Here is a 16,927-nt window from a genome sequence, read left to right as displayed (position 1 = left end):
TTATGCTCCCTCCAAATATTCTAAGCGGACGCTAGGTGCGTCGCCTGCTTCCATCTGTCCAATTTGGACACTGCCAGGGCAAGCGGCTAAAATCGCCTCAACCTCAGCGGGTGCAACCGCTAAGACCATTCCAATACCCATATTGAAGACATTGAACATCTCTTCATCACTTAAATTGCCCAATTCTTTCAACTGGTCGAAAATAACCGGACGCTCCCACGCTGTCGCATCAATCACTGCTGTTAAGTCTGCGTTAAACATCCGAGGGACGTTCTCATAGAAGCCACCGCCCGTAATATGAGCAATTCCGTGTACTTGTTGAGCTTGTACTAAAGGCAGGACATCTTTAACATAAATTTTGGTCGGGGCTAACAAATGTTGCGCTAAGGTTTGCCCGTCAGCCAAGGTGTCTTCTAGTGACCAGTCATGGTCTTTGAAGAACAACTTGCGCACTAGAGAGAAGCCATTCGAATGCACACCCGTACTTGGTAAGCCAATTAACACATCGCCATCTTCGACTTGGCTACCATCCAGTATTTGCGCTTTTTCGACAATTCCCACGCAAAAGCCTGCTATATCAAATTCATCTGCTGCGTACATATCAGGCATTTCTGCCGTTTCGCCGCCAATTAAGGCTGCCCCTGCTTGAACACACCCTTCAGCGACACCCGCAACAATCGCTTCAATCTTCTCTGGATCATTCTGACCAACAGCTAAGTAATCTAAGAAGAATAAAGGCTCAGCCCCTTGGGCTAAGATATCATTCGCACACATTGCCACCGCATCAATACCAATCGTATCTAATTGACCGGTTTGTTGAGCGATGATTAATTTCGTCCCAACCCCATCTGTTCCACTTACCAACACAGGCTCTTCGTACTCTCCGGAAAGACTGAATAAAGCACCAAAACTTCCTAACTGATTCAATACCTCAGATCTTTGGGTTTTAGCCACATGTTTCTTCATGCGCTCCACGGCTTCATAGCCTTTTTGAATGTTTACGCCTGACGCTTCATAAGCATTACTCATCGCAACTGGCTCCTTTTCGTATTTTTTCTTGGAGGGGGGTAAGGGATGCTTCAAGAGACTCACGACAATCCGCAATATCGGCAGGATACGCTCCTGTGAAGGCATCTAAACTCAAGCCCCCCGTCTCATTTTCAATTGGCAAGCCTACGCTATCAATCAAACCTTGTACAGATAAATAACCCAGGCTATCACTGCCGAACAATTCGTTCAACTCTTTAACGGTATAATTTGCTGCAATCATTTCTGACGTATGCGACACATCGATGCCATAGAAATTCGGGAATCTTAAAGGTGGACTAGCGATTCGCAAATGAATCTCGCGCGCCCCACTCTCCTTTAATAATTGTGCCAGACGGCGAATCGTTGTTCCACGAACAATGGAATCATCTACAAGTACAACTGATTTGTCACGCACTAAATTCACCACAACGGATAATTTACTGCGCACCCCTTGCTCCCGCAATTCCTGAGTTGGCTGAATAAAGGTCCGGCCCACATATTGATGCTTAATCAAACCAATTTCATAAGGCAAACCAGACGCTTCGGCATAACCACTCGCAGCGGATAGGGAAGAATTCGGCACACCAATAACTAAATCAGCTGTCGGTGCTGGCTGCTCCAAGGCCAAGCGCCGCCCCATCTCCTTACGGGCACTATGGACATTCACCCCTGCAATATCCGAATCTGGTCTGGCGAAATAAATATACTCCATCGGCTCAATCGTAATTTGCGTATCCTCAACATATACGCCAATCCGGTATCCTTCATCATTAATCACCACATACTGACCGGCAAAAATTTCGGTCACAAATTTCGCCCCAATGGTATGAAGAGCACACGTCTCACTTGCTAAGAGATAGCTTCCATTGGCCATCTGACCTAGCACCAATGGACGGAAACTGTTGCGGTCAACCGCTCCGTACAAGCCAGACTCTGTCAATAAGCAGAAATTAAAGCCGCCCCGTAGTTCACGCAAGCTCGCTTTGAACGCTGCTTCAAAGTCTTCCGCCGGTTTGCGTCGCATTAGATGAATTAGTAACTCTGCCGCAGAATTCGACGATAAGACCGCTCCTTCTGCCTCCAACTGCTCACGCAAGGTAAGTCCATTGGTAATATTTCCATTATGGGTAATCACCATCGTCTGATTACTGAAATGAAAGACCAGGGGTTGAATATTCGTATTGTCCTCCCGGTCTGCCTGCGTAGCTGATCTAACTTGGCCAATCGCATGACGTCCTATCAGGCGTTCCAATTTCTCTGGTCGATTAAATACTTGCGTCAACAAGCCGTTGCCGTGCAAGCCATGAAACTCACCGTCGTCATAACTGACCAGCCCTACACTCGTTTGCCCACGATGCTGCAAGGCATGCAAGCCAAAGTACGTTATCTGATGCGCATTCGGATGATTCCAAATGGCAAAAAGTCCTCCTGATTCATTAACACTTTGTAGTGTCTTACGACGGTCCGGCTTCATTTGCGTTCCGTCCGTTTGAGCTGACATGAAGCTCCCTCCTTTATCATCATTACACTATAAGTGTAACAAATTCCTGCTATCATAAACAGGATTTACCGAACATCTAATGAGTTAATAATTTAAATGTTCGGATTTTTGTCGAGACCCTTCAGCGCCTTCCATGGGAAGCCGGCCTCACGGAATTTTTCGCGATTTCGATTCCGTCGGACGCCTTTCCCACGGAATTTTGTCTTATTTAAATTGCATATGTCAAACTTTTGTCTCAATATAAGAAAAAAGCACACCACTTTACGTAGCGTGCTCTTTAAGCTTACTTATGCAATTATTTCGCATCCAAGGTCTTCAAAATCAATTCATTTACAACTTGTGGGTTCGCTTGACCACGTGTTTGCTTCATCACTTGACCGACGAAGAAGCCTAAAGCACGGTCTTTACCATTCTTGTAGTCTTCAACGGATTGCGGATTCGCATCAACGATTTCGTCAATGATTGGTTGTAATTTGGCTGGGTCACTTAGCTGGGCCATGCCGTTTGCTTCAACGACTTCTTCTGCCTTGCCACCTTCTTTGACTAGAATTTGGAAGAGTTTCTTGGCAATTTTGGAAGAGATAGTGTCATTGTCAATCAATTGAATCATATCGCCGAGGTTTTCTGGTGTCAATTCGGTGTCGCTTAATTCGATTTGTTCTTTGTTTAAGTAAGCAGACACTTCACCCATCAGCCAGTTGGATACTTGCTTAGGATCAGCCCCATGTTCAACCGTTTCATCAAAGAAGTCTGACATTTCCTTCGTTTGCGTTAGGACTTTCGCATCATACTCAGGCAATTCATAAGTATCCGTGTAACGTTTGCGACGTTCGTCTGGCATCTCAGGCATTTGCTGGCGCACTTCATCAATCCACTCTTGGCTAATTTCAATTGGTGGTACGTCTGGGTCTGGGAAGTAGCGGTAGTCGGCCGCCTCTTCTTTGACACGCATTAAGACTGTCTCACCACTTGCATCGTCATAACGACGTGTTTCTTGTTGAATTTCGCCACCCGCGCGTAAGACGTTAGCTTGACGCGCTTCTTCGTGCTCAAGTCCTTTGCGAACAAAGTTGAAACTATTCAAATTCTTCAACTCTGTCTTAGTCCCAAATTCCTCTTGGCCATAAGGGCGCAAGGAAATATTCGCGTCACAACGTAAGGAACCTTCTTCCATACGCACATCCGACACCCCAGCAAAAAGAATCTTCTCACGTAAGGCTTCTAAGTAAGCATATGCTTCAGCCGGTGAGCGTAAATCTGCTTCCGATACAATCTCAATAAGTGGCGTTCCCTGGCGGTTCAAGTCTACGTATGAATAGCCGTCCGTACCGTGAGTATTCTTACCCGCGTCTTCTTCCAAGTGAACACGGTTGATGCGAATACGTTTCGTTTGACCTTCCACTTCAATATCAATATAGCCATTGCGACCTACTGGTTCAAAGTCTTGGGTAATTTGATAAGCAGATGGGTTGTCCGGATAGAAGTAACTCTTGCGGTCAAAGCTCATTACCTCAGCAATCTCACAGTTTAAAGCCATGGAAGCAAGCATTCCGTATTCCATCGCTTTCTTATTCGCTACAGGTAGGACACCTGGGTAGGCCCAGTCTTTCTCGTTCGTGTTAGCATTAGGCTCTGCACCGAAATGAGCAGGAGACGTGCTAAATATTTTGGAATCTGTCTTTAATTCGACGTGAACTTCCAAACCGATAACCGTTTCAAAATTCATCTCGTTCCTCCTTATAAGTTTGGTGCTTGGTCAACGAAATCGTGACCTTTTTCGAAATTGTCCGCTACTTGGTATAAAGTTGCCTCGTCCAATGAGCGACCAATCAATTGCATACCAATCGGCATGCCTTCAGAGTTTAAGCCCGCTGGAATCGACATCGCTGGATTGCCCGCTAGGTTAGCTGGAACCGTCAGCAGATCAGCCATATACATCTCTATCGGATCCTCGCTGCGCTCACCGATTTCAAAGGCAACCGTCGTGGTTGTAGGGCCCATAATTAAGTCGTAATCAGCCAAGACCTTCTCAAAGTCTTCGCGAATTAGGGTACGTACTTGGGCGGCCTTCTTGTAATAGAGGTCATAAGACTCTGAACTTAAACTATAAGTTCCAAGCATAATCCGACGTTTCACTTCATCGCCAAAGCCTTCTGAACGGCTCATAACATAAATATCATCTAAATCTTTGGCATTCGGTGAGCGGTAACCATAACGGATTCCGTCAAAACGCTGTAAATTCACTGATGATTCCGCCGCCATAATGACGTAATAAGCGTTCACCCCATGCTCGGTATTTGGCAAGGAAACTTCTTCCACAATCGCCCCTTGCGCTTCAAAATATTGCGCCGCTTGGTCAATAGCTGCCCGAATTTCTGGGTCAATGACATCTGATTTGTATTCTACTGGATAAGCAATCTTCAAGCCTGCTAAAGATTGGCCTAATTTAGCAGAATAATTGGTGTCAAGGACATCGTCAGTAAAGCTTGTTGAATCCATTGGATCATGCCCGGCTAGGACTTCAAGAAGCAAGGCATTATCTTCGACCGTAATAGTCAATGGCCCAATTTGATCTAGACTAGAGGCCATCGCAATGGCTCCTAAACGTGATACCGCGCCGTAGGTTGGCTTCATACCTACAACCCCGTTAAAAGCTGCTGGGTTACGGATACTTCCCCCAGTATCACTACCTAAAGTTGCTGGCACTTGGCGACTACCGACCGCTGCCCCAGAACCACTGGAAGAACCGCCAGGTACACGATTTAAGTCCCAAGGGTTATGCGTTGTTTGGAAGTAAGATGTTTCTGAACTAGCACCCATGGCAAATTCATCCATATTTAACTTTCCAACAATAATTGCCCCTGCTTCGCGTAATTTGCATACAACAGTTGCGTCATAAGTTGGCACGAAGTTTTCCAGCATCTTGGAAGAGGCGGTAGTGGTTAAGCCTTTAGTTAGAATATTGTCTTTAACCCCCACTGGCACCCCGTTTAATTTCGGTGCATCATCCCCGTAGCCCCGCTCATCGGCCGCTTTAGCTTCGGCCAAGGCTTCTTCTTTATTCAAAGCAAGAAAGGCTTTCACATCTCCATCGACGGCTGCAATTCGTTCATAAATTCCCTCGAGCAACTCAACGGCAGTAAAGTCCCCTGCTTTCAGGCCCGCTTGAATGCCTTTAATTGTTGTTGGATAACTCATTAAGCGTCCTCCTTCTCTAAAATCACTGGTACACGGATATAACCATCTTGTGCGTCAGGGGCATTAGCTAAGAGTGCTTCTTTCTTGCCACTGTCAATTGGTTTATCGTCGCGCATTACATTGCGTTTACGGTTACCATAATACGTTGGCTCCACACCTTCTGTATCCACAGCTTGTAAGGCTTCAAACATTTCGATGGTATCGTTAATTTCTTTCTCCATATGGTCCAAGTCTGCATCCGTTAAATGCAACTTGGCCAAGTGAGCGATATGTTGAACTTTATCGCGACTGATCACATTGATCCCTTCTTTCCTTTGAATTTTCTAATCCATTATAGCTAATTGAAGATATGATTTTCAAATTGAGTTGCACCGGCCGGTCTACCAACATAAGCTTCAATGCCGTTAGCTGAGCGAATGGTAATTTCAATAGCCACTTCACTTGGCAAGGTGCGCTGGGCTACATCGTTAATATGCTGGGCTAGGGCAGTAATTTCTGATTTCTGATAGAACTGGGTTACTACTTCAATCTCCAAGGACACTAACTGATCATCTGCATAAAGTGCTTCCCCGCTAATACCATTCAGATTCGGGAAGAAGCCAGCTACTTCCTGTTGGAAATTGTCAAAATATAAAAACTGATCGGTTTGTTGGTCCGAAGAGACTAGTGGTAGGGCAACGCGGTATTCATTGCGCTCGGTCCAATCCGTCACAGCATTTCCCTCACGGGAAATCCCATCAACCATATAAGTACCCCCTACAACCGCATTATTAGGCGCTGTGCTATACAGTCCTACGACAATCGGCACTGAACGCAGCTCCTCAGTGTTACGCAGGCGGCCGACAATAATATTGGCATATTGCTTACCGCGTTCACGCATTTCCCCTACCGAAATTTCCTGTTGGTGTACAACCCCATTGGCATCCGTATATTCATAGACACTATTCATGGCCAGACCGATAACAATACCGCTTATAGCAAAGCCATCATCTGTCTCTGTCATAATATCTTTTTCCATAATTTGTGAAATATAAATCGGTGTATTGCTCACATTACCCGGTGGTGCCATAAGGGCTTCCCCCTCACCTGGCTCGTCTTGGGTACTTTCTGCCGGGTCACTGACACTACTTTCAGAAGATTCAAGGCCCTCTTGCTCGGGATTGTCAATATTTTCCGGATTTTCTGGATCTTCTGGTGCATCTGAAGGGGCGACCGATTCACTGGCACGCTGGCGAATCTCTTCTTCATCAGGAGCTGCCGGGTTCAATCCTTCCGGATTTGTCGGTGATTCCCGAGACAGCCAGCTCGTCATCGTCTCTTCATCAATAATTTGCCCTTCTTGCATATAATATTGATCTGTCGGGAAGACTTCCTTACTAATACGTAAGAGCCCTTCCTCAAAAGCTTCCACATTACCTGCTGAGCTGGTACTTGCATCAGCATTGGCCGAAGCGCCTAATTGATACTGACCATCTACAATCACCGCCCGGTAATAATCATTCGACAACTGACTAGACGTTGTCTGCACCGTCGCTTCATTCGGCCCTAAACTTTCGGCTTCTTCATCACCCGTACCGCTATTTAAACAGCCAGTGAGAAATACCGTCGCGGCTACAAGCAAGGTGCTTAATTTAAAGATCCGCTCTTTCATCAATGCTCTCCTCCATTTAAGCGTTCAAGGAACGCCGCTTCATCTAAAATCTTAATACCTAAATCTTGGGCCTTAGTCAACTTACTCCCCGCTGCTTCACCGGCCACCAGGTAATCCGTATTTTTGGATACACTGCCTGTTACTTTGGCCCCCAAGTTTTCCAACACCCGCTTGGCCTCACTGCGTGTATAGGTTTCCATCGTGCCGGTAAGAACGACTGTCTTCCCAGACCAGACATTATCCAGCTCGCTTACTTTGGCTGGACGCGGACCCGTATAAGTCGTATTAACCCCCGCCTGCTGCAGGCGTTCAATCAAGACCTGCGTTTCTTCTAGGGCGAAATATGCCTGCACCGATTGGGTAATTATTGCCCCCATACCTTCAACTTCTAAAAGGTCTGCTTGAGAAGCTTCCATAATCGCCTCAATCGTCTCAAAACGCTGGGCCAAAAGCCTGGCCGCTCTGACCCCAACGTGGCGAATTCCTAGGCCCACAATCAGCCTTTCCAAGGAATTCTCCTTGGAAGTTTGGATGGCCTGATAATATTTCTGGGCAGATTTCTCCTTCGTATTATCCAATTGAAGAAAATCATCTTGCTCCAAGTAATAGAAGTCACTCACATTCTCTACCAAATTATGTTTAAGCATATTCTGGATTACTTTCTCACCAATCCCTACAATATTCATCGCATTGCGGGAGGTGAAATGTGATAACTGGGCTAACTGCTGGGCCGGGCAAGCCGTATTAATACAGCGCAAGGCGACTTCATCGTCTAAACGTACAAGTTCACTCGCACATACTGGACACTCTTCAGGAATCGGTAAGGCTGGCGCCTCTTTAGCTCGTTGCTCTAAATCAACCGAAATAATTTCCGGGATAATATCACCAGCCTTTTGGATACGCACTGTGTCACCGATGCGCACATCCAAAGCTTGAATTAAATCAACATTATGCAAGGAAGCCCGCTGTACGGTTGTTCCAGCTAGTAGCACTGGCTCCATCACGGCTGTAGGAGTAACCACACCTGTTCGGCCTACCGTCCACTCCACTTCAAGTAGCTCCGTTTCCGCTACTTCCGCTTGGAATTTGTAGGCAATCGCCCAACGAGGAGCTTTGGCAGTGTAACCTAGTTCTGCTTGCTGGGCCATATTATTGACTTTAACCACCACTCCGTCGATTTCATAAGGTAAGTCCTGACGCGTCGCTGCAACTTCTTGAATATAAGAGATAACTTCCGCTTCGTCACGGCATAAACGGCGCAAAGGATTCGTCCGTAAGCCAAGGTTATCCAGTTGTTCAAATAAATCTGCCTGCGACTCTGGCTGGAAAGACGCCGTTTGAACTGCCCCATAGAGGAAGATGTTTAACTCCCGCTCGGCTGCAGCCTTAGGGTCTAACTGGCGCAAGCCACCAGCTGCTGCATTTCGTGGATTCGCAAAGGGTGCCTGCCCATCTTGCTCCCGGAGCTCATTTAAGCGGTGAAAGACATCTTTCGGCATATACGCTTCCCCACGTATTTCTGATGAGATTGGCTCGCGAAGTTTCAAGGGAAGTGATTTAATGGTGCGTAAATTGGCTGTGATTTCTTCACCAATTTGGCCGTCACCCCGGGTGGCTCCCCGTACAAAGCGTCCCTCTTCATAGGTTAAGGCAACGGCTAAGCCGTCAATTTTACACTCGCACATAAATTCAACCGGGCCGTCCACTTGCGATTGGACCCGCTGAATAAATTCCGTCACCTCAGCTTCATTAAAAGCATTGCCCAAGCTGTACATGGCTTGAGCATGAGGGACTTTCTGGAAACCTTCCAAGAGGACATCACCCACACGTTGCGTCGGTGAATCGCTTGCGAGAAATTCCGGATACTGCTGTTCCAATTCAACTAATTCACGATACAAGGCGTCATAGGTCGCATCATCAATCGTCGGTTCATCAAGAACATAATAACGGTATGCGTGGTCATTGAGCGTATCTTTCAACTGCTCCATCCGCGCTTGAATATCTTGCTGTGCATTCTGTGCCATTGGCGCCTCCTTATTCATTACTTACATTGAAACAGTATACCATGATTCTCCAGAGATAGCAGAAGAAAACATGGATTATTCGATAAAAAATCACGTTAATCCAAATATTGCATGAAGATACTTATTGCCTTGAGCATGAAGCATGACCTTGAATTTATCTATAAAAGCTATCCTAAATGATCCCCTTGCTAATCTTAAAAGCTATATAACAAATGGACAAAGCTGACTTAACCAGCCTTAGGCCATCGTTCAATTCCTACTTCAAGCTAGTTAGCTCTATAATTTAGTGATTGGTGCGTGGCTGGCTAATAGCTCTTTAATTCCTTGTTCAGGAAAGGCTACCGATAAAGTTTGGTTGTTGCCTTCACCGGACACTTTAACAATAGTGCCTTCACCCCAAGCTGGATGGTCCACCTTGTCGCCGGTTTGCCAACTCACTGTAGAGGTCGCTTTTTTACCAAGGGCAGACGTTTGTTTAAAGTTTGGTCGTTTTTTGCTAAGGACGACACGGTCACTCTTTCTTTGCGCTTGGGTTTTAAATCCGGCCCCTTGTTGAATACGCGGACTGCCTACAGCATCGCGGAAGGTACTCCCCTGGTGTTCCAGCAGATCCGGGTCGACCTCATCGACAAAGCGACTCACAGGGTTAAATTGCGTCCGGCCATATAACATGCGACTCCGAGAAGCTGTTAAATACAATTGCTCCTCAGCTCGGGTCATGCCGACATAGGCTAAACGGCGCTCTTCTTCTAATTCATCCTCATCTTCAGCAGCTCGACGTAAGGGGAATAAACCTTCTTCCATGCCTACCATAAAGACATAAGGGAATTCCAAGCCCTTAGCCGCATGCAAGGTCATCAGAGTCACCTGGGCCTTCTCCACTTCGCTCTCTCGGTCAGTCACTAAGGATAGCTCCGTTAAGAAAGCTGTCAACATTGGTTGCTCGCCTGCTTCTACATCACCAGCAGCTTCATCTTGAGCTTGGTAATCCGGATCTAACGTTTCCACTTGGCTCGGGCCATTGTCATCAAATTGCTTGGTAACTGTTGCAAATTCTTCCAAGTTCTCAATGCGACTGGCTGCTTCAATCGTGCCTTCTTTGCGCAAGGCAGCAATATATTCCGTTTGTTCCCACACTTCCTCAACTAAATCTGTCACCGTCAGAAAGGCTGCTTGTTGACGGAAGCGTTCAATCATCTCACGAAAGCGTAAAAGTTTCGTTTGCGCTGCTTTGGACAAGTTCGACTGTTCGATCGCGCCAATCCCTTCATACCAACTGAGGCCATTCGCTTCCGCAAAGTCAGCTAGCTTATCCACTGTTGCTTGGCCAATGCCTCTTTTGGGTACATTAATGATCCGGTTTAAACTAATGTTATCACTGGGATTGTCAATAACGCGCAAATATGCCAATGTATCCTGGATTTCCTTGCGGGCATAGAACCTTTGCCCTCCGACAATCCGGTAAGGAATATTGGCCTTAAGAAACTGATCTTCTAAACTACGAGATTGGGCTTGCGTCCGGTATAAGACCGCCATATCGTCATAACTGGCTTGTTGATCTTCCCGGTGCTGGTGAATATGTTGAATAACGAAACGCGCCTCGTCAAAATCCGTTTCCCCTTGGTAGAACATGATTTTTGCACCTTCATCATTGGCAGACCAAAGCTTCTTATCATTGCGTTTCTTATTATTGGCGATGACACTATTGGCTGCCTTAAGGATACGCTGGGTTGAGCGGTAGTTCTGCTCCAGCAGAATGACCGTTGCGTCTGGATAATCCGTTTCAAAATTCAGAATATTCTCCATATTAGCACCACGCCAACCATAAATACTTTGATCGGCATCCCCAACAACACAAATATTGCGGTAACCACCTGCTAGCAAGCGCACCAACTGGTATTGACTTTCGTTGGTATCTTGGTATTCATCTACGTGAATATATTGGAATTTCCGCTGATAGAACTCACGCACTTCGGCCTTATCTTGCAGCAACTTCACCGTTAGTAAAATCAGATCATTGAAATCCATCGCATTGCTCGCTTTAAGCTTCCGCTGATATTGCCGGTAAACTTTCGCTTGAATTTCTTCAATATAGTTACCCGCTTGAGCTTGGTAATCTTCAGGGAGTTGCCCTTGGTTCTTCGCTTCATCAATCATCCACAGCATATCCTTGTAATTGTATTTATCCGAATCCAGATTCATCTCTTTTAGAACCTGTTTCATTACCGTCTGCTGCTCACCTTGGTCAATAATAGAGAAATTAGCGTCATAACCAATAGAAGCAACTTCACGCCGTAAAATTCGGGCACACATGGAGTGGAAGGTCGATACCCAAATCGCATCGCCTTCAGGCCCAACTAATTGTTGTACCCGTTCTTTCATCTCATTAGCCGCTTTATTGGTAAAGGTAATCGCCAGGATATTCCATGGCCGCACCCCTTTGGCTTCAATTAAATAGGCGATTCGATGCGTTAACACCCGCGTCTTCCCACTCCCTGCCCCAGCTGCAATGAGCACTGGGCCTTCCGTAGTCAGAACCGCCTCACGTTGTTTATCATTTAATGCATTAATATTGTCTTGTAAATTCGACAAGGAACTCTTCCTTTCGTGCTTAGTCTTGCCTCGTGCAATAGGCCCATTATACCAAAAAATCAATAGCACGCATACGCCATCACCGAAAATGCACATTGATTATACGAAGTGCACTAATCACAAGTCGACTGTTTGGGTTAATCTCCTTGTTTTTGTCGTTCTTTGGTAGATGGACGCATCTTTTAATAATTCAGCTCATTTTCAACAGACGAACTTAAAAAGAAAAGACTAGAGTGCCCCCTAGTCTGCTTACTTGTTTATTTCGTTATATCAGTAACATCCACTTGCAATAAACAGTCATCGATACTCTTGCCAGTTACGGTCACGAAGCCAGTTAATTGCTCGGTTGGATTCCCGATGGGATTAAATAAGGCAAAAGCCCAATCAGTCCGCAGCATATACTGGGTTAGGACCGCTTCCTGGTTCAAATCCTCAATCGGATAAGCAATCGCTGCCGGATAAGTCAATTCCAACTCCGGCAAAGGCAAGCCCATCATCGCCCGAGAAGCTCCTTCGAATTGAGACAGCGACATCGAACCTAAGGTGAACATGGCTTCTTCACCTAAGCCAATGGAAAGACTCGTAATATACACCACGTTAGCGGAAGTAACCAAGAAAGATAAAGTTAAGCTTCCCCGTAAGTCTAGACTTTCGGCAACTAATTGAGCTAAGCGGTTCATCTCTGCTGTTACTGCGTCCTCGACCTCGATTGGATACTGATAGCGCTGACGTCCACTCGCTAAATCTACCACTTCAAAAGCTGGGTAAATGAGGATTTCACCCCGCTCATTCCTCAAAATCGTCAAGGAAGCCGTCGTCTCTGCCGGAATCCAGGCTTCTAAGATACAGGCACCTTGATTTAATTTCTCCTCTGCTGCTGGGTAATCTTCCTCACTATAGAGCATAACGTGGTCATCTGCTCCTTCCACATGACGCTGACTACTTTTCAGTACGGCTGGAAAGCCAATGGATTCAACCGCTTCAGTTACATCTGGTAAAGTCGTCACCAAGGAGAAAGGTGGCACCAAGCATCGTCTGGAATCGAGGTAAGACTTTTCAATGAGTCGATCCGTCGTCATCGCCATCAAATTATCCGACAAGGTCAAATCGGTTAAAGATGCCAATAACTGCAAATCCGCATTTGTCAATATACCTACTTCCGTCGCTACTAAATCAACTCGCTCAGCAAAGAAAGTCAACGCTTGCAGATTATACGATTCCGTCAAGGTCTGCCAGCTAGCAAATTGACGCACTGGATTTTCTTCTGCCGTAACTAAACTAGCCACACGGTAGCCCAAAGCGCCTGCCGTTTGTGCCAGCAAAGCTGATGTAATTGATGAGCCGATAATACCAATGGTCTCTCCAGGAAAATGCCGCTTCGACATTAAGCCATCCCTCCAAATCATTCATTCTATCTTACTCATTGTAGCATAACCCAAGTTTTGAGGCGATAGTTTGCGCTTAATTTATACCAATTACTCTTTAGATTAACCACCCCGAACCAAAAAGGCATCCCTGCTTAGCAGAAACACCTTCAAAAACAGCTCACTCTACTGGCTGATCATATTGCATTAATTCCCAAGCCTCAATTACTTCTATAACCTTATCAGCATAAGTAGGGTCTGTGGCATAGCCCGCTTCCTGCAGGGCTTGCGCCTGACTTTGATAATCATCTCCAGCAATGACGCTAGCATAATAATCCGCATCCCAGCTAGTTCCGTAATACAATAACTCAGCATGGGCTCGCATAGAGGCTTCATTGTTATCGTAGACTTTAAAACGGTCGACGATCTCAATCCACTCACCGTCAACATACTCCATCGTCGCCAAATCTACCCCAGCTGGATCGGTGGCTTCTGTTTTGACCCCGTAAAGATTGTGGTAATCTTGCGCTAAGCCACTTTGCCCGTAATTCGATTCTAAGGCCGCCTGGCCAATGGATACACTCGCCAGAACACCGTACTGGCGCTGAAGGCGTTGGGCTTCTGGAACCAGACTGGTCACAAATGCTTCCCGCTGGGCATAAAGGGCAGCTTCTTCTTGTTGAATGTGGTAATTCTCCTGGCTTATTTGAATAAAGCGGAAAGCTACCAGACCTAAGAGCACCAATAAAGCTACGACAAATAAACTCAAGCAGCCAATCCGTTGCAATAAGATTGGCTTAAATTTGCGCCAGCGTTTGACCAAAGCAGGCGTTGTTTTTCTCTTTTTCGTTTTCTTTCGGGCCATCTTCTCACACTTTATTCTTTATTTGAGGCCTCCCGTAGGCGATCACTTTGATCGTCAATCCACTGTAATAAGCGCACTTGGTCGTGGCCAATCTGTTGTTGGATAACCCCTGGGAGTCTGAACTCTATAATATCATTATACCCCCAAAAATGATAGTCAACAACTAAGCGTAAAATTACTGTATTGGATTTACGTAAGCTAGCCTCTTCATTCTCGTCCGTCTGACCCCACTCAACACGAGCAATTCCATTGTTGAGCCAAGTTTGGCTAATCTGATATTTCAAAAAGATATATTCACCCACAGGATTCTGCATGACATCCGTTAAAATCTCGGCATTCCGCACCACTTTCTGTACTAACATCCATTCATAATCGGTAAATAAATTAGCCAAGATTTGAATATTCTCGTACTTTAAGCCTTGTTCACCCTTCTTCCATCGATCCCAGCTTTGTGCTGATATCCCTAACTTCTCACGATAGAAGGCCTTCTCACTCACATACTTCTCATTCACGGCATGGAGAACTAATTCTACTAAAGCTTGATTCATCGTAATCTTCCTTTCTACATTTATATCTTACACGTATTAGGTGAAACATTCAAGCTTTAATAGGGATTTCGGAGTCTTTTTTAACTCTTTACGTTAAAAAAGACGCCTTAAGGCGTCTTTAGAACAGTCTATGGATAATATTTATACGTTTGGGCTTCATGATCATAAAACCACTTCACAAGCTCTTGCTGGCCTGTCTGCTCATTATAGCGGTAGCGATTTGGCAACATGACATCTTCACCCGTATTCTCAACGCGTTGCATACTGAAGCCGCCTTCTTGTCCTTGAGGCTGATTTTGCGTTGGGACCTCTGGGGCTGGCTCCGTATCTTCTGGTGCCACTTCTGATTCTGAGGTAGGCTCTTCAGATTCAGGCTCTTCCTCCATTTCTTCAGGAAGGCTACCTGTTTCTAAATAAATCACCGAATCATTTAATAAGGCATTTATTTGGCTAATGACCGTCTCCGGCTCACTAAAGTCAGAGACAAGTAAGACGACCACGTAGTCTTGGCTTTCACCTTCAAGAATCGCTGTATAATATTGTTGCGTAGCGTTACTATCTGAAGATGTGATTTCATAACGACGATTGACCACATCGATGCCAGAGCTTGGGTACTTCTCAGTCATCGGTGAATCTAATAAAGCTTCTTTGAACGCAGCATCCATCTCTGGGGAAATTAACTGGTCTTGCGACAATTGGCTCAATAAGCGAGCAATATCTTGTGCACTCGTGACCGCACCTTCTATCAGACTGGCTTGCGAGACATCCAACATTTGCGTCAAACGAGTCGCAAAGTAACCTGACTCATTCAACCATAAGTTGAATTCATTGGGGCCGCCCACTCCTTGAATGAGATGATTCATTGCTGAGACATCTTGATTTTGGATAACGGCGGCGATTAAGCTATCAACTGTCATGGATTCGCCAGCTTCTGTCATAGAGGTTGGTGTCTCTTCGTTAGCAACTTTCAGTCCGTCTTGAATTTCAATACCTTGCTCTAATTCTAAGTTACCAGCTTCAAGCTGCTCATAGGTTCTAGCTAGCACAAACCAACTAATGGCATTGCCTGCGTCGACACTATGATTATCATAAGTAAATGGCACGTCATCCTCAGATGAACTTATCACGGCAGTAACGGTTGCATTCTGAGCTAGATTCTCATTGATTAAATCATTGAGCTGATTGAACTGCGCTTGATCCACTGAAAGAAGCGGCAAGGTATATTCTACCGTTTCAGAGACATGCAAATCAGGTGCTTCAATCGCTAAGGTTTGCTTGGATTCTTCTGCTTGTAATACACCGACTGTTGGATCGCTATAGCTGATAATAAGTTCTTTGCCGTCTTTAACTAAGGAATACTCATCTTCAATCGGGGTCGTCTCCCCATCCGTTGTCAAGGCAAAGTCAAAGGTTTCTCGGTCAACATCGGCTAAATCCTCATTAAAGGTCATTCGAACAGTAATCCGTGGGTATTCATCTAAATTAGCCTGTACGTCCGCCAAGGTCAAACGACCTTCATCTTCCGCATTGCTAGCTGAATCGTCAGCACTTCCATCAGAAGCTGACATATCACTTTCCGCATCGCTTGTTGATGCGTCTGATAATTCCAATACCGATGCTTCTTGGCTAATCTCTTGCGTTGATGACTCTTCCTCAACTACTACCGGACTCTCACCTTGAGGCTCTTCCGGTGCATTCTGAGACAGCTGGGTATCGCTCGAGCCGAAGAAATCGGTCACTTTGCTGATTAATTGCGGTCCATAAAGAAACAGCAAGAAAATCAATACGACAAGCACGACTAATTTCAAAATCCCCCACAGAACATTCCAGAAACCTCCACCTCGACGTTTCTTATGTACTGGAGCAGATGCGGGCGCTGCTTGCTTTGCTTCTTTTAAATCTGATTGGCCAAACTTGTAACCACAATGGGCACATTGCGTGGTACTTCTAACATTTCTTCCACAATTTGGACATTGCATGCAATCCCTCCTAAACTAATATTTCCTTTTAATTGTAGCACATAATTTATCTAATGAATATTATTTTCTAACTTTCTGACGAGTCGGGTTAAACTTCATTGTTATTTCACAGAAGTTTGTTATAATCTTTACCACTTAGCTTTCCCGTACTATATATTACACCATTAAAGACGCAC

Annotated in this window: 12 protein-coding genes; all 12 read right to left on the bottom strand. The window is 45.4% G+C overall.

The genetic code is table 11. The features are described 5' to 3' along the window. The gene (gene purM / locus CL176_RS01560; protein ID WP_118989730.1) at window positions 1–1,029 is read right to left on the bottom strand and encodes a phosphoribosylformylglycinamidine cyclo-ligase; all 1,029 of its coding nucleotides are present in this window, start codon (window positions 1,027–1,029) and stop codon (window positions 1–3) included. Further along, entirely contained in the window at window positions 1,022–2,530 is a 1,509-nt protein-coding gene (purF, locus tag CL176_RS01555) for an amidophosphoribosyltransferase (RefSeq protein ID WP_240430569.1), read from the bottom strand. Before purF ends, purM begins: the two co-directional genes overlap by 8 nt. Before the next feature lie 295 nt (window positions 2,531–2,825). After that, window positions 2,826–4,256 (bottom strand): Asp-tRNA(Asn)/Glu-tRNA(Gln) amidotransferase subunit GatB, encoded by a 1,431-nt coding sequence (gene gatB / locus CL176_RS01550; protein WP_118989729.1) that lies wholly within the window; start codon window positions 4,254–4,256, stop codon window positions 2,826–2,828. A gap of 11 nt (window positions 4,257–4,267) precedes the next feature. Next, window positions 4,268–5,728, bottom strand: coding sequence for an Asp-tRNA(Asn)/Glu-tRNA(Gln) amidotransferase subunit GatA (gatA, locus tag CL176_RS01545; protein ID WP_118989728.1), 1,461 nt, complete (start codon window positions 5,726–5,728; stop codon window positions 4,268–4,270). Beyond that, window positions 5,728–6,024: an Asp-tRNA(Asn)/Glu-tRNA(Gln) amidotransferase subunit GatC gene (gatC, locus tag CL176_RS01540; protein WP_118989727.1), complete on the bottom strand. Its 297-nt coding sequence runs from the start codon at window positions 6,022–6,024 to the stop codon at window positions 5,728–5,730. Before gatC ends, gatA begins: the two co-directional genes overlap by 1 nt. Window positions 6,025–6,065: 41 nt before the next feature. After that, window positions 6,066–7,379 carry a CamS family sex pheromone protein gene (locus tag CL176_RS01535; protein WP_118989726.1) on the bottom strand — a complete coding sequence of 438 codons (1,314 nt, stop codon included), beginning with the start codon at window positions 7,377–7,379 and terminating at the stop codon, window positions 6,066–6,068. Then, the gene (gene ligA / locus CL176_RS01530) at window positions 7,379–9,403 is read right to left on the bottom strand and encodes an NAD-dependent DNA ligase LigA (protein WP_118989725.1); all 2,025 of its coding nucleotides are present in this window, start codon (window positions 9,401–9,403) and stop codon (window positions 7,379–7,381) included. Before ligA ends, CL176_RS01535 begins: the two co-directional genes overlap by 1 nt. 276 nt (window positions 9,404–9,679) lie before the next feature. Then, on the bottom strand, window positions 9,680–11,995 hold the full coding sequence (pcrA, locus tag CL176_RS01525; protein WP_205528123.1) for a DNA helicase PcrA: 2,316 nt from the start codon (window positions 11,993–11,995) through the stop codon (window positions 9,680–9,682). A gap of 257 nt (window positions 11,996–12,252) precedes the next feature. After that, window positions 12,253–13,380, bottom strand: coding sequence for an ATP-grasp domain-containing protein (locus CL176_RS01520; RefSeq protein ID WP_118989723.1), 1,128 nt, complete (start codon window positions 13,378–13,380; stop codon window positions 12,253–12,255). A 160-nt stretch (window positions 13,381–13,540) separates the two neighbouring features. Next, on the bottom strand, window positions 13,541–14,224 hold the full coding sequence (locus CL176_RS01515; RefSeq protein WP_118989722.1) for a glycoside hydrolase family 73 protein: 684 nt from the start codon (window positions 14,222–14,224) through the stop codon (window positions 13,541–13,543). 11 nt (window positions 14,225–14,235) lie between these two features. Further along, window positions 14,236–14,772, bottom strand: a complete 537-nt coding sequence (locus tag CL176_RS01510) for a hypothetical protein (RefSeq protein WP_118989721.1) — start codon at window positions 14,770–14,772, stop codon at window positions 14,236–14,238. A 128-nt stretch (window positions 14,773–14,900) separates the two neighbouring features. After that, the gene (locus CL176_RS01505; RefSeq protein WP_118989720.1) at window positions 14,901–16,751 is read right to left on the bottom strand and encodes a serine hydrolase; all 1,851 of its coding nucleotides are present in this window, start codon (window positions 16,749–16,751) and stop codon (window positions 14,901–14,903) included. Between the last annotated feature and the right edge of the window lie 176 nt (window positions 16,752–16,927).

The sequence above is a fragment of the Suicoccus acidiformans genome (assembly GCF_003546865.1).
Classification (GTDB): Bacteria; Bacillota; Bacilli; order Lactobacillales; family Aerococcaceae; genus Suicoccus; species Suicoccus acidiformans.
This window is presented reverse-complemented; position numbering and strand designations above follow the sequence as displayed.